At 51.0% G+C, this 13697-nt stretch carries 14 protein-coding genes; 2 read left to right on the top strand and 12 right to left on the bottom strand.

Annotated elements, in window-relative coordinates:
* Positions 1-20: 20 nt before the first annotated feature.
* Both ACGG90_RS05960 and ACGG90_RS05955 read right to left on the bottom strand, forming a co-directional pair.
* Positions 21-416 carry a helix-turn-helix domain-containing protein gene (locus ACGG90_RS05960; RefSeq protein ID WP_390407077.1) on the bottom strand — a complete coding sequence of 132 codons (396 nt, stop codon included), beginning with the start codon at positions 414-416 and terminating at the stop codon, positions 21-23.
* Positions 417-2031: 1615 nt separating this feature from the next.
* Entirely contained in the window at positions 2032-3144 is a 1113-nt protein-coding gene (locus ACGG90_RS05955; RefSeq protein WP_390407075.1) for a GGDEF domain-containing protein, read from the bottom strand.
* 541 nt (positions 3145-3685) lie between these two features.
* Between ACGG90_RS05955 and ACGG90_RS05950 the strand changes: the two genes are divergently transcribed.
* Complete coding sequence (locus ACGG90_RS05950; protein WP_390407072.1) at positions 3686-4186, top strand: hypothetical protein; 501 nt, start codon at positions 3686-3688, stop codon at positions 4184-4186.
* On the opposite strand, the gene ACGG90_RS05945 is transcribed toward ACGG90_RS05950, so the two are convergent.
* The 10 genes from ACGG90_RS05945 to ACGG90_RS05900 form a co-directional block, all read right to left on the bottom strand.
* Positions 4171-4710 (bottom strand): 5-formyltetrahydrofolate cyclo-ligase, encoded by a 540-nt coding sequence (locus ACGG90_RS05945; RefSeq protein ID WP_390407411.1) that lies wholly within the window; start codon positions 4708-4710, stop codon positions 4171-4173. The two genes, ACGG90_RS05950 and ACGG90_RS05945, sit on opposite strands and share 16 nt — an antisense overlap.
* A gap of 173 nt (positions 4711-4883) precedes the next feature.
* On the bottom strand, positions 4884-5570 hold the full coding sequence (locus ACGG90_RS05940; protein WP_390407069.1) for an EAL domain-containing protein: 687 nt from the start codon (positions 5568-5570) through the stop codon (positions 4884-4886).
* A 127-nt stretch (positions 5571-5697) separates the two neighbouring features.
* A complete protein-coding gene (locus ACGG90_RS05935; protein WP_390407066.1) occupies positions 5698-6573 on the bottom strand; it encodes an ROK family protein in 876 nt (291 codons plus the stop codon).
* A gap of 963 nt (positions 6574-7536) precedes the next feature.
* On the bottom strand, positions 7537-8280 hold the full coding sequence (locus tag ACGG90_RS05930; RefSeq protein WP_390407064.1) for a class I SAM-dependent methyltransferase: 744 nt from the start codon (positions 8278-8280) through the stop codon (positions 7537-7539).
* Between the two features lie 166 nt (positions 8281-8446).
* A complete protein-coding gene (locus tag ACGG90_RS05925) occupies positions 8447-8605 on the bottom strand; it encodes a hypothetical protein (RefSeq protein ID WP_390407062.1) in 159 nt (52 codons plus the stop codon).
* Positions 8606-8657: 52 nt separating this feature from the next.
* Positions 8658-9470, bottom strand: a complete 813-nt coding sequence (locus ACGG90_RS05920) for an HAD hydrolase family protein (RefSeq protein WP_390407059.1) — start codon at positions 9468-9470, stop codon at positions 8658-8660.
* Between the two features lie 379 nt (positions 9471-9849).
* Positions 9850-9948 (bottom strand): type I toxin-antitoxin system Fst family toxin, encoded by a 99-nt coding sequence (locus tag ACGG90_RS05915; RefSeq protein WP_390407056.1) that lies wholly within the window; start codon positions 9946-9948, stop codon positions 9850-9852.
* A gap of 230 nt (positions 9949-10178) precedes the next feature.
* A complete protein-coding gene (locus tag ACGG90_RS05910; RefSeq protein WP_390407053.1) occupies positions 10179-11159 on the bottom strand; it encodes an aldose epimerase family protein in 981 nt (326 codons plus the stop codon).
* 2 nt (positions 11160-11161) lie between these two features.
* Positions 11162-11947 carry a DUF7402 domain-containing protein gene (locus ACGG90_RS05905; RefSeq protein ID WP_390407050.1) on the bottom strand — a complete coding sequence of 262 codons (786 nt, stop codon included), beginning with the start codon at positions 11945-11947 and terminating at the stop codon, positions 11162-11164.
* Between the two features lie 148 nt (positions 11948-12095).
* Entirely contained in the window at positions 12096-12950 is an 855-nt protein-coding gene (locus ACGG90_RS05900; RefSeq protein ID WP_390407048.1) for a helix-turn-helix domain-containing protein, read from the bottom strand.
* 241 nt (positions 12951-13191) lie between these two features.
* Here ACGG90_RS05900 and ACGG90_RS05895 point away from each other — a divergent pair, with 241 nt between their 5' ends.
* Positions 13192-13437 (top strand): hypothetical protein, encoded by a 246-nt coding sequence (locus ACGG90_RS05895; protein ID WP_390407046.1) that lies wholly within the window; start codon positions 13192-13194, stop codon positions 13435-13437.
* Positions 13438-13697: the final 260 nt, after the last annotated feature.

Raw genomic sequence — 13697 nt, 5'->3', positions numbered from 1 at the left:
CGTCGGTGGCCTTTGGCATATTATTCTTTAGTGCGCTCGATAGCTTCTAAGGCATCAGCCGCGGCTAACACCCCTTCGATCAAAGCCGCCAGCGCTTGGCGCGAAAGTTGACTCAAAGGCTGGTCAGCATAAGTAACTGCAGCAGTATCATCGCGCAGCATATGGCGCAGCGCTTTGAGCTCGGTGTCAACGGCATGCCTTGGCGCGGCCGTTGGCAAGTCGCTGTTGCCGACCAAATAATCTACCGACACGCCAAAATATCGCGCCAGCTTAAGTTTGGTTTCGTCATCCGGCTCGCGCAAACCTTGCTCGTACATGGAATAGGTACTGGTGCCGATGCCCAATACTTCGGCCACATCGGCTTGGCGTAATCGTGGATGCTCGTGTCTCAGATCTGTCAGTCGCTCTGCGTTCACTCAACCGCCTCCCTTTGTTTCTAGCCTATACCACAATTCTGTGGAACTAGAAATTCGTGCAAATCGTATGCAAGAATTCCTGCTCATGCATTATGCATTGCAAAAAAGAGGCGTTTGGTTCGGTATTTGATGTTCGTGTCCTGCACAACTTTTGCCGCGCATTAGAAAGTTACCAAGACATAGGTCACACAGTCGCGAGACATTTTGCAACGCCAAGTAACGCAAACTGCTCTGTACCGCGATTCATAGTGCGAATCGTGGTGCAGAGCAGCTTGCGTTATTGGCACAACCGCTTTATGTCTCAGCCTCGCGCATATTACCTAATGGAATGTGTTATATCCCGTCAGACTTGTGGTGACTGGGTTTACAAGTCGAGCTTTGATTCACACACACGTCAATGTTTGTTGGTTAATATAAACGTCTATGTATGTATTAATTAGCTTACTAATAATTAGTTAATTGACGGTTTTCATGTTAAACTATCTAAAGCAAGAAGTGATATGAGCGGTGGTCTTCTGACGAAAGTAGGTGATGCGATGGCAGATAATGCCAGACATCCTGAAAGAAAGGAGATCTGTATTGTTTACGATTGGTTGCATTCACGCAGCCATTCTTGCCTGTATCTATTTGGTAGGCTACTACTGCGATGCACTGAACTTCAGTGTTCGCAAAGCCACCAAGTTGGTTCGATCCTTGAGCCAGCTCGTACAGGCAGCCCGAACTTTCTGGGAAAAGTAAGCAAGCAAAAAGCCGCACTCATTCAACTTGGCCAGTTGATGCGGCTTTAGCTTAGCAATAATATGACCATCGCTCTTCTAGCGACCTTGCGAGGACGATTTGTCCCGAAAACACCGTGCGATGCACGGTGTTTTTGCATGGCTTAAGTATATCATGACAGCCGCCATGAGAACAACTGATGGAAGCTGTGTGCTCGTATCCTAATTCGAATATGTAGGCCAGGTACTGCGTAGGCACGTGGTGCGGCAAACCGGTCAGGCCGTGAAACGTGCAGTGTCAGGTGAGACCGCGCACTTTGCGAGGCTCACCTGACACTGCACGCGGCAACTTTTGAGATTTGCAAGGCGAGCGCCAGCGAGCGCAAAGCTCAAAAGTTAGGCGTAAAACACGCGCACTTCGCGTGGTTGGAGCCGGCCGCACAGCCTGCGCCGGCTTGCCGCACCACGCGCCGAAGCAGCACCTGGCCGGGGCCTTGCCGAAAGTCCCCGCTTGATACGCTGTGGTCTTCGTCGAGCTGCGCAGCCCAACGCGGCGTGATATAAGTCGTGACGCCAATTGGGCAAAGAGCGCCCAACTGTCATCCCGCCTTATATCCACCGCTAAGTACGGGCTGCTCCGCTCTGGGTTCTTCGTCGAGCTGCGCAAAGCAACGGGCTTGCGTGTAAGTCATGACGCCGCTTGGGCATAAACCGCCCAAACGTCATCCTGCCTTACACTCCGCCCTAAAACCGCTTTGCTCCGCTCTGGGTTCTTCGTCAAGCTGCGCAAAGCAACGCGGGTACAATTAGCTACGCCCCCGCACTCGCGGCATAATACACCGCAAGCACGAGGGCTAGGCTAATTGACCCGCTAAATGCGCTTTGCTCCGCTCTGGGGTTTAACTTTCTACCACAACCGTATCGCGGCCGGCGTGTTTGGCTTCGTATAAGTACGCATCGGCGCGGGCGATTGTTGCGGAATCATCCTCATCCTTGGCTTGCACCCGCGCGACGCCGCTGGAAATCGTTAAGTGGATCGTGTGGCCTGAGCTTTGCACCTCAAGTTTCTTTAGGCGCTTCATGTAATCGGCAACGATCTGTTGTGCTTGCGCAGTGCTGGCGCCACCGTGGATCAGCACGCTGAACTCTTCACCGCCGGTGCGGTAAGCTTCAGCTGGGAAATTCAAGTTGGCCAAGTAATCGGCAAGATCTGTCGCAAAGCTGCGCAACACATCGTTGCCAGTCAAGTGGCCATAAGTATCGTTGATATGCTTGAAATGATCGATATCGATCATCACCAAATGCACCGGCATCATCGTGCCTGCAGCCGACAACTTGCGATAGCGGCTGAAATCGGCAGTGAACTTGGCCAGGCTGTACACGCCGGTCAACGCGTCATGCTGATTGTCATAAGCCAGCGCCGAAGTTTCCTGCTTGCGGTAAGCCAACAGATAATCATAACCATGCGCCATGGCCAGCACGCCAATGAACATCGCGGTCACCGCCAGCGTTTCGCCCAGCGGATAGCCATAGCTGTACATATCAAACAGCCAGTATATCAAACTGATCCCCACCAGCACCACGCCATGTCGCAGATTATTGGCCTTGATCCAGTCTTGGTGATCATTCAGCGGGATCAGCAACAACAACGTCACGATAAACCAGCCTGTCGCCGCCAGATCCCAATTCCAAAATGGATAATACGTCGCAAACACCGCAACTAACAACCAGCGAAACACCTTGCGATCTTTAAGGCGCTTAGAAATAAAGATCAGCGTCCCATTGCGGATCGCATTGGCCGTCCACGTGTATGTCGAGCCGTAGATGCGCAACATTCGCACGAACAACAACAGCGCAAACACATAACAAGCGATCAGCACAGGCGTCGCCACGCGATGCTTGAGGTAATGCTGCGACAGCTCACCACCGAGATCCTCAAGCAGCCCCACCGAAGCCACGAACCCGATCATATAAAAGAAACTCCAGAAGAATGTATTACCGACTAACGCCATGGATAACTCCTACTTGGTTGTCTGCTTAAAACCGAACAATAAATTCTTGGGTTTAAGCATACAACATTTCTCATCACAATTCACCATTTTCACTATAGCATTTTCAGAATATTCAGGCCAGTTTCCAGCCAGCAAAAAAGCCATCGATAACGATGGCTGGCTTGCAGAACTTATTACCGAATTAACGGCTCGTATACGCACACAGTTTGATTGCTCGATGATGATTTGGGGGGGATCATCGGGAAACCTGAACAAGAACAAAACGACCCGTCACAGCAGGCTTAAGCCTCTGCGAACGGGTCGTCCCAAACTGATGAAAGCCTGGGTGAGCATTTATATCCACTTGTTCTTGATTACATGCTTCATCATAAGCCTCTGACGCCGAAACTGCAAGCATTTTTAAATAAAACGTTCACGGCATACCGGATTCGAAACTATTTTCATAAAAGCCGCATCGCCAAGGCGTTTTCACGCCATCAACAGGCTTGACCACCACTTTTGTATAAATGTCGCTACACTGGCAATAAAGAGGTGAATGATTATGGTAGAAAATCCCCGAGTTTACTACAACACATTAACTGTCCAACGCGCTGGCATCGGCTTCATCGTCGGTTTGATCAAAGAAGTGTACCGCGGCGAAGCTCATCCGCCAGCGCGCAGTCGCCGCTTGTTAACGTATCTGCCGCAGATCCCCAGCAGCCAACCAGGCCTGCCGGTTTTCCATGAACAATTATTCGTCAGCACCCGCAACGACTGGGCCGCGCAAAACCGCAGCGACCGCCTTACTGCTGTCAGTGCCTTCTTTAACGCCTACCCCAACGTCACTGCCGCTTTGTACTTTCGCACCTATGTCCCGGAGCACGGGGCAGAAGGCGGCGCTAAAACCACCTGGCACGTGCTGCCAGACACAACGTTTCCTTATCTGGTAGCCAGCGCCTATCAACAACTCGACGTCGACTTTGCCAGCTTCAAGAAGCGCAAGCGCGCCCGCTTGCCGCAACAGCCGCTGACTTACACGCAACTCGGCTACTTCTGGGGCTGAACCGTCAAGATGGTGTCTAAAGCCACATCGAAGGCTTCAATTGGCCACTCAGCCGGCGCATAGGCCATCACCGGAGCCGCCAAAGCCACAGTGACGCCGTGATAGCGTTTCAAGAAGCGGTCATAATACCCGCCGCCAAAGCCGATGCGATAATGGCTGTCAGTGGCATAAGCGATCCCTGGCACTACAAGCAAGTCAGGCTGATCATTGACAAGTGCTTCAGCGTACGCCGGTTCGGGAATACCGAACTTGCTGACGATCCGCGCCGATTCGCCAGGATCTGGCAAGAACGCCATTTGACGCTTAGGCAAGCACTTCGGGATCAGCACCTGTTTGCCGGCTTGCTTTGCCGCTTCAATGATCGGCGCAGTCGGCACTTCAATGGGACTGCTGACCGTCAAGCCGATGGTGTGCGCCGCTTGCCACTCAGGCATGGCCATCAGCTGTTGCAATAAACTGGCCCCAGCGGCTTGCGTTTGGGCCTGATCAGCTTGCATGCGCGCGATTTGTGCTTGGCGAAACATGCGCTTTGCTTCATTCAATTGACTACCTCCGCTAAGTTGTCACGTCACGATTCAAGGCTATTACACCACGCAGGGCCTCTTGAGGCAATATCTGAATTATTGGTGCATAAACCCTTACAACACTAAGGACCTGTGAAAACCGAGTGTCCGGTTTCACAGGTCCTTGTGCTTGATCAAATATTCCAATGCAGCTCATTGCCCTTAGGCAGCAGCCCTGGCTTGCCTAACAAGTAACCTTGATAAATATCTGCTGGATACTCACGCGTCAAGCGCGCCAAGCCGCTGGCAGTTTCGATGCCTTCAATGGCAAAATGCTTACCGCACTTGGCCGCCTTGCGATACCAAGGCTCAAGCACCGCCACCACATCGCTGAGGTCGTTAAACGGCCGCAGGTTCTGAAAAGCAAACTTGTATTCGTTGATATACGGATCCAACGCCGCCACTAAATCTGCGTCGTTGCCTTCGGTGCCAACATCGTCGATGCACACCGCGATCCCGGCGGCTTTGAAGCGCTTGGCTCCGGCGCGCAGCTGCGCCAAGTTCACTGCCGGATCTTTGCGTTCAGTCAGCTCCACCACCAATTCGATCGGCGTGCGCTGCTGGACGAGATGGGCCGCATTGGCGAAATCCGCGTCTATGAATTGACGCTGCTCCAAGTTGAACGACAACAGTTGAATGTGGTTATCCATATGCAGCAGCGCCTCAGAAAGCATGCGCCGAATATCGATCGCCGTGATCGCATTAAAGTCTTCTGGCAGCCGCCACTGACCGGCTTCATATTCGCGCACGAACAGCTCATAGCCGATCTGCTGCCGGCTGCCATCGCCGCGAAATTTAGGCTGTCCAATAAACCGTCGCACGTTTGTGTCCCCCTGATAGCATTGTACCTAACTGCAATTTGCTGATTAATGGCACAATTATATCGCTAAACTTGGCACTGTAGAAAGTACATTGTGCACGGTTTAAATTTGGCTTTTGCCGCTATCGTTATTTAATTGCTGCCAGCGCTTGTTGGGCCAGCGCGAAGTCACCCACTGTAGCACTGGAATTATTCGGCATTTGCGACAACACGATCAAATCATCCAGATCCGGTGTAGTCACATATCCGTTATTATATTGGTCAAAAAACTTCTTGATCTTCGGCAATTCCGCTTCGGAAAGCACCGATCCGCCTAGCACCAGCTTCGCCGGCCGCAAGTTAAGATAAGTGTTGAATAACATTTGCGCCACGTAATCACTGATGAAAGTGAACACCTTGTGATCCCGCGGCAAGTCTTGCCCAGGGATCCCGGTGCGGCCTTTGATCGACGGCCCGGCTGCCATGCCTTCAAAACAATGCCGGCCGTGGAATGGGCAAGTCCCTGCGTAATCATCGTCATCCCGCGGCACCACCAAAGCGTGACCCATTTCCGCATGGCCTAAGCCGCCAATAAATTCGCCATTCTGGATCGCGCCGCCGCCAATGCCGGTACCGATGGTGAAGTACACCAGCGAATCCACATCCTTGCCGGCGCCTTGCGTATATTCGCCATATGCAGAAGCGTTGACATCAGTAGTGAACGCCACTGGCACGTTCAACTTGGCTTTGAGATACCCCACCACATCGGTACCTGCCCAACCAGGCTTTGGCGTGGCCAAGATGTGCCCGTAAGTTGCCGACTGCTTGTCGATATCGATCGGCCCAAAAGAACCCACCCCCAGTGCCGCCACTGGATGAGCTGTGAAGAACGTCACGCACGCCGTCAAGGTTTCTTCAGGCGTCGTGGTTGGGAATTGCTCCTTCACCAAAATCTCGTGATCCTCATTGCCGACTGCCACCACAAACTTCGTCCCACCAGCCTCAATGCTGCCAAACTGTGTCATATGTATACGCCTCCAATAATGTTTGCCTATAGGATACCACAGAATGCAGGCCGATTCGCTTACAAAATGCAGAACCCGTGAAAAAGTTAACAATCATTAAGGGCGAAAAATAGATAGCGGCGGGCGCTGGAAAAAAATATAGCAAAATGAGCGACAATCCTGTCACCCGCCTTTTAGATAGAGCAGGCGATAGCGATACTGGATAAACTTTTATTGCCGTATTTGTACCTTATTAGTGATTTCGAAGTTTCTTGACTTAGCTGTTGTGTCGGAACTGATGGCTATTCGTAAACTAGGTCTATTGATGAGTTTCCGTTTATCGCACGACGTATTAGCTTCATTGAGATGTTGTAGGCTAGGTGTCGCGTAGGCGCGTGGTGCGGCAAGCTGGTCAGGCCGTGAAACGATCAGCACAGTAAGACTTGCGGGTTGTGCAAGGCTTGCTGTGCTGATCGCGGCAAATTCAGAGACAAGCAGGCGAGCAAAGCGAGCGCTTGGCTCTGAATTTAGGCGGAAAACACGCGCTTTTCAGCGTGGTTGGAGCCGGCCGCACAGCCTGCGCCAGCTTGCCGCGCCACGCGCCGGAGCAACACCTGGCCGGGCCTGACCAAAACCACGCCCTGATCAAGTCCTCGCCTTAGACGCTGTGGTCTTCGTCGAGCTGCGTGGCGCAACGCGGGTACGGTTAGCTACGCTATTGCACTCGGGATAAAGTACGTCCCAAGCGCAATAGCTAGGCTACCCGACCCGCTAAAAGCGCGCCACTCCGCTCTGGGGTACAAAAAAGAACCAGGTGCCGCCGTAAGGGCCCTGGTCCATCTAAATAGAAAAAGCTCGATTCATCGACACCCGTCGCACGTCATCCCACAAACGCACATACCAGGGAGGCGCTCCTTCCTCCCTATGTGTACTATAGCAGAGATAGAAAGCGTTGTCACGAGTTTTGTATGCGTTTTAACAAAATCACGCGACGGCATGGACGCGGATGCGGCGATAATCGGCTTCCCAATGATCATCGACCCACAAACTTGGCGCCAAAGCCGCATCGATTTCATCAAATAACGCAGCTTGATCGGCTTCTGGCACGCGCGCCAAATCTTCTTGGAAGAACTGAGCGATCCAGTTGCGCAAGCCGGCCTTGCCGTCTTTCAGCGGCGTCGGACGTGAGTAGACTTTGATCTGGACATCAGAGAAGCCGTGGCGCGTCAACAAGTCGCGATACTCGTCTTCGCTGGGAAAATAAAACGGTGAGGTATAAGTCAAATCGCGCTTAGCCAAAGAATTGGCAAAGGCGTCTTGGATCTGCTTGATATTGCCTTGCGCGCCAAATTCCGCCACCAAGACGCCTTCTGGCCGCAACAGACGGTGCATCACGTTGGCCAAGCGGTCTTGCGCCTTGATCCAATGGAAGCACGCGTTAGAAAACAGCACATCATATTGCGCCGGCTTGCCACCGTAGTTTAAGATATCTGCTACCTTGAACTCAACGGCTGGATAATGCGCTGCAGCGATATCGAGCATCTCCTCGGATTGGTCGATGCCCACCACGTCAAAACCGGCTTCTGCCAGCTCTTGGCTCAGCTCGCCGGTACCACAGCCGATATCCAACACCCGACCAGGCGCCTTGGGCATATCTGCGAGTAAACTCTCGCCATATTTGAAGACGAAATCGTGTTGTTCATCGTACTGTGCTGCATCCCATTCCATGGCTTTACCTCGTTAGATTTTAGTTAGACAATTAATATTTTATCATAATTTGCGCCTATATACAAAAAAGGCCCCGCTGCGGTAGCGTGACCATCTAATTTAACGATAATAACGATAAGCGCTGCACCGCCTTGACGACACCGTTGTCGTGGTTGGTCTGCAAGCGCTACTTCTCCTCCAGATACTTCATTGCGTCCATATACTTGTCAATGAACTGATCAATTAACTGATTAGCTTCACGGACCGATTTGTCAGTACCGGCGACTTGCTTTGGCGTTGCAGCAAACGAATCCATTTCCTGATGCGCTTTTTTGATCTCATTCATGTTCTTCACCTCTATGTCGTCATATGCACTCGATACTCGATATCGCCAACAATCAATTTAACGATAATAACGATAAGCGCTGCACCGCCTTGGCGACACCGTTATCGTTGTTACTGGTGGTGATGTAATCCGCATCGGCGCGCAGGCTGGCATCGGCATTGGCCATGGCGATTTGCACCCCGGCAAAATCCGCAGCGCGCACCTCATCGTCATGACAGCCAAAATAAATAATATCCCCAGCATACAAACGATACCGCGTCATAATGTAATCAATCGCCCGCGTCGGTCTTGCATCGCGACTGACAATGTCCAACTGCCGCTCCCCGCATGGCACCACGCGAATCTCGCGCACATGCAAACGATGTACAAAATCCGCCACCGCTTGCAGCGCGGCTGGATTCTCAGCGATCAAGCTGATCTTATAGACTTCCTTGAGCTTCGTGCTAAACAACACATGCATCGGCGTGACCTCTAAGCGCTTCTTGCCCAGCATCTGATAGCGCTGGCCGGCAGCTTCGCGCACCGCATAGCCGTGTTGTGCGTCAAAGACACTCACCCCTAAAGTCGGAAAACTCGCCAGCAAGGAGCGCACCAGCGCCATCATCGACAACGGCTGCAACGGCCAAGCACCCAGCAGACTTTTCTTACCAGAGCGTGGGGCGAAGATCATCCCACCATGAAACGCGATTTGCGGCGCGTCGGTTTGCAGCCGCTTAAGCACCGGCATGAATTCAAAAGGCGCGCGGCCGCTGATAATGGACAGCGGCACCCCCAGATTATTCAACGCAAAGGCGGTGGTAGTGGTCAAGTTTCCCAGATCATTCAACAAGGTGCCGTCTAAGGCTGTAAAAATATATTTGGCCACAACGGCACCCCCTTTTTCGACAACGGTTACATTTTACCATGCAAATCAGGTAATTACAGCCGATTATCCATGAAAAGGTTGTCACCGCACAGAAAAAAGGGACTTGTTTATCTGTTCCGCCAAGCCGAGCAGCCAAACAAGTTAAGTCCACTGTCTGCTGCAGCGAAAATATGATACGCAAAATCGCTTAAAAGTTGTAAGTCTCACGAGGCATGCTATAATGAGTTTAGAGAAGAAGTCATTGTCAAATGGCTCACAGATAGCGGCCTCCTGCCAGAGACCGCTTTTTTGTTGGGCGCCAAAAAGCCGTCGCTTCTGCCAAAGCGACGACTCCTTTTTTCGCCGTTTCCGGCGTTGGGTTAGAAGCAACTGCGATCAATTATCGACGCCGATCCAACCAGTCAGCGTATGTTGCAAGAACAATCCCCACCACGACTGGGGCGATAATATCAGAGAAGAAGTCTGTCAAATGGACCACCCCCTCTTGGGGCTAGTTGCCAGATTTGATTATAACAAACAAGCCGCTGTCATTACACCACATATTAACCGCTAAGTACGCTCAGCTTCGCTCTGGTTTTTTCGTCGAGCTGCGTGGCGCAACGCGATTGCGTACAAGTTGTGCCGGCACTTGGACCACAAGCCGGTCCGAGCGCCAGCCCATCTTATACACATCGCTAAGTGCGCGCCACTCCGCTCTGGTTTTTTTGGTTAATATTCAAACTGCCAGCTGGTTTCCAGATCATATGGGGCGCTTGGCAACAAGGTGATCGCTGACCAATCGTATCCGGCGGCTGGGGCGATTTGGGCTTCTAACGCGACCCCGTTGTGGGCGCCGATGTTGTGCGCGATGCCGGTGTGATCAAAGTGATTGGCGGTATACACCACCACCGCTGGCGCCGTGGTGGTCAAAGTCATGCTGCGGCCAGAAGCGCCGGTGAGTTTGGCGGCTTGGGCGCTGTGATTCAAGAATGGATGATCCAAACCGGCCCCGTCTAAGACTTGCGGCATCACTTCGCCCAGCTTGCGGCCCTTGGTGAAATCAAACACCGTGCCTGCCACCGGCTCCCAGCCGACTGCTGGCAAGTGTGCGTCAGTCAGCGGTGCGTAATAGTCGCAAGCCAATTGCAGCGTCGTGTCGTCCACCGTGGAATCCGGCCCGTCTAAGGCGAAATACACATGGTTGGTCGGATTAAACAACGTTGCTTCATCACTTACCGCATGCACGTGATACGTTAACGTATCGTTTTCAGCCAAGGTGTAGGTTACTGTGACCAAGACGTTGCCTGGGAACTGATTGTGCCCGGCAGGGTCTAAGAAAGTAAACGTCACGGTGTTATCGCGATACGTGCCGGTAAAGACTTGGGTATCCAAGCCTTCAACGCCGCCGTGGATCGCATTCTCGCCTTCGCCTTTAGGCAATACCGTTGCGGTGTTGCCGTGCTGCCACACATGGCCTGGCAAGCGGCCCACCACGCGGCCCACGGTGCCGCCTAAGAAGTTGCGGGCCTTGGAATAATCCTCAGGAGACGGCAGCGACAAGATCAAATTACTACCATCAGGCGTCAACACCGACTCCAGCGTGGCGCCATAGTTAAGCAGGCGCACCTGCATTCCGTGGGCATTTTGAATGGTGAATTCATATAACGGCTCGCCGCGCAGGCTGCCATAACGTTGCATCGTGACTGTCATGATCACGCCTCCTTTGCGTAAACTTCAAGTTCTGTCAGTGCCGGAAAACTCGACGCATCAACGTCTTTGACCAGATGTGTCAGTTTCAAGCTGGTGACCGTTTTGGCTGGGAAGGCAAAATGCTGCATGTCTGCCGTTTTCTGCGGCGCCAATTGCAACTCGGAGCCGTCTGAGAATGCCACCGTCATCGCCGTCCAATGCGAGTCATGCGGATAATCGGCGCGCAGCAACAAGCCGATGCCGTCGATGGTCACCGGCCGGCCGAAGTCCAAGGTGAACTCCGCGTCGTCGCGGCTGTCGATGCCCCAAGACTGATACGGATAGCGCCCGTGCACGTGATTGGCCACGATGCCGTCGATTGCGTTGCGCGCGTAGAAAACGTACTCCCCGCGCGTTTCGGCATTGGCGCTGGCATGCGGATACGCGCCAGTGTCGGCGTGTTGGTCATGCGAGTTCACCGCAACATTCTTACCTATTGCACTTTCATCTACCAACTTAGCCGTCACATAATGCCCTGACCCAGCAAAAGCACTATCAGGATACCCCCATTCACCTTGGTCATTGACGGGGATCGTAAAGCGCCACGGACTCTTAGTGATATACAGCACCGCCGGGCTCAACGCCGCGTCTAGCTGCACCTGCACATAGGCTGGTACACTCGCCAAGCGCAACTGATAGTAATCCCCTGGCGCGTATTCGTAATGGGTGGCTAAGTACAAACTTTGGTCATCACTGGCCGCCGCCACGATAGTATTGTCGTGATACAAACTCAAACTTAAATTTGCCATATCGTCCTCCAAATGTCTCATTGTCGCCAATATACCGCCCGATAGCGCTTGCGTCAACCGCTTTCATCTTGGCTAATGAGTGTTAGCGTTGGCAATTTATAACCAGTTAGTAAATATCTATTGACTGAATCTTCCCAGCTTTCATTTATTACTTATATTGTTGTTCTAGAAAGTTTAAGAGTTCGCTCGCACCGCAGAACTTGAGAACGTATTTTAACTCTGCAACAACATCAGTCACATTAACCCCGAGACGTCCGGCCATAATTGCATCGTATACGCACAAATGTAAATTAAGTGCAAAATCATTGTATGTTTTACTAGTGTCCAGAAGTTCTTTGTGAAATAATTCGTAATTATCTGGATCATTGCGATCTATTGCGAGTTGTATTCCGTTGAGCAAAAAGTTCAAGATGTCTTTTGAATAGTTAGGGTTATCTATATACGCCCTTGTTTTGAGAATCACTCGCTTGAATTTTACTCTGATGTACTCTTCACTAAAAACAAATAAGCAATTATAGAATAATACCACTTCAAACCGATTCCATGTATCAACTGTTTCCAGGTATGTTGTGATTTTCTCTTTTATCGCATTAGCGCTGTCAACCGAATACCATCCAGGGTCAACATCTTGTAATCTCGCGCGATATCCACAAACTAAATAATATTGAGCATACAGACTGTAATAGAAAAAGTCATTGGTCTGACGATAGTTCCGCAATAATTCACAAGAAATTTCATCATTGTAAGGCGCTGCAAAGCTCCGATGGACAAGCACTGAGCAATGCCTTTTACTTGATAATTGGCTGTTTTCCCTCATGAATTCATATTCTTCGAGACTGATGTTAAGCCGGTGACAGTATGCAATAAACAACTGAACCGGAAGATGAGTATCGTTTAATTCAAAGCTTGCCAAGGTCGATCTCGGCGAAATGTTCCTCGCTAATTGTTCTTGGGTTAGACCACGGTTAATACGCAAACTTCTAATCAATTCGCCGTCATTCATCATATTCCTCCAAATTAGATGTTGAGAACCTGACAAATCGTAATAATAGCGTTTTCATATGCGATAATAAGTTTGCACATGATGTGTTCCAATACAAAGGAGATGTGTACAATATAATCTGTGTCAAACCGGTACCAGCTATTTTGGAAAATTGAAGGCGCTTGCTAACAACTTCATTGCAGAGATTTAAACCTGCGTGGCAACAGAAGCCGCGTTAATCAAACGATTGGAGAATGTAATTATGAAAGCATTCAAAACATCAAGCATACTATTGACCGCCATCACAAGCATCGGCTTAATCACACCAACAGTACTGACCATACACAATAGTCAACAACAGGTATCCGCGGCGGAGCAGGCAACCATTAATCCAGCAAAAGATGATGCCAACACGACACCATCTCTTAATACCGCCAAAGCATTAAACAGTAGAGATTATGCTAACAATGGAATTATGACAACAACTAATGTAGTGGCTGGTGAATAATTTGTCCAAGTTATCTGTAACAGCTCCTTAACCCGTTATCGTTGTATAATAGATGCATAGGAATTCCCGGTATTCCGTCAATCCCCATGCACTTTACACAACCCTATCGGAGGCGTTATCCATGGTTTATCGTCAAACAGTCACGCAACTCTCAATTGAATCCTTTGGTACTGCACTGAGCACACCGCTCAGTGCAGACAACGAGTGGGTTCAGCTTGCGGATCAAATGCCATGGCAGAAGTTAAGCGAGGCATACCAAT

This window comes from Lacticaseibacillus jixiensis, from assembly GCF_042847315.1.
Classification (GTDB): domain Bacteria; phylum Bacillota; class Bacilli; order Lactobacillales; family Lactobacillaceae; genus Lacticaseibacillus; species Lacticaseibacillus jixiensis.
The sequence above is the reverse complement of the archived record's forward strand: the minus strand, read 5'-3'. Positions and strand labels throughout refer to the sequence as shown.

Bases quoted from the DNA above. Each gene is read 5' to 3' on its own strand.
- ACGG90_RS05955 (WP_390407075.1), bottom strand. From the start codon at position 3,144: ATGGCGTTAGTCGGTAATACATTCTTCTGGAGTTTCTTTTATATGATC.
- ACGG90_RS05950 (WP_390407072.1), top strand. From the start codon at position 3,686: ATGGTAGAAAATCCCCGAGTTTACTACAACACATTAACTGTCCAACGC.
- ACGG90_RS05945 (WP_390407411.1), bottom strand. From the start codon at position 4,710: ATGTTTCGCCAAGCACAAATCGCGCGCATGCAAGCTGATCAGGCCCAA.
- ACGG90_RS05935 (WP_390407066.1), bottom strand. From the start codon at position 6,573: ATGACACAGTTTGGCAGCATTGAGGCTGGTGGGACGAAGTTTGTGGTG.
- ACGG90_RS05930 (WP_390407064.1), bottom strand. From the start codon at position 8,280: ATGGAATGGGATGCAGCACAGTACGATGAACAACACGATTTCGTCTTC.
- ACGG90_RS05925 (WP_390407062.1), bottom strand. From the start codon at position 8,605: ATGAATGAGATCAAAAAAGCGCATCAGGAAATGGATTCGTTTGCTGCA.
- ACGG90_RS05910 (WP_390407053.1), bottom strand. From the start codon at position 11,159: ATGACAGTCACGATGCAACGTTATGGCAGCCTGCGCGGCGAGCCGTTA.
- ACGG90_RS05905 (WP_390407050.1), bottom strand. From the start codon at position 11,947: ATGGCAAATTTAAGTTTGAGTTTGTATCACGACAATACTATCGTGGCG.
- ACGG90_RS05900 (WP_390407048.1), bottom strand. From the start codon at position 12,950: ATGAATGACGGCGAATTGATTAGAAGTTTGCGTATTAACCGTGGTCTA.
- ACGG90_RS05895 (WP_390407046.1), top strand. From the start codon at position 13,192: ATGAAAGCATTCAAAACATCAAGCATACTATTGACCGCCATCACAAGC.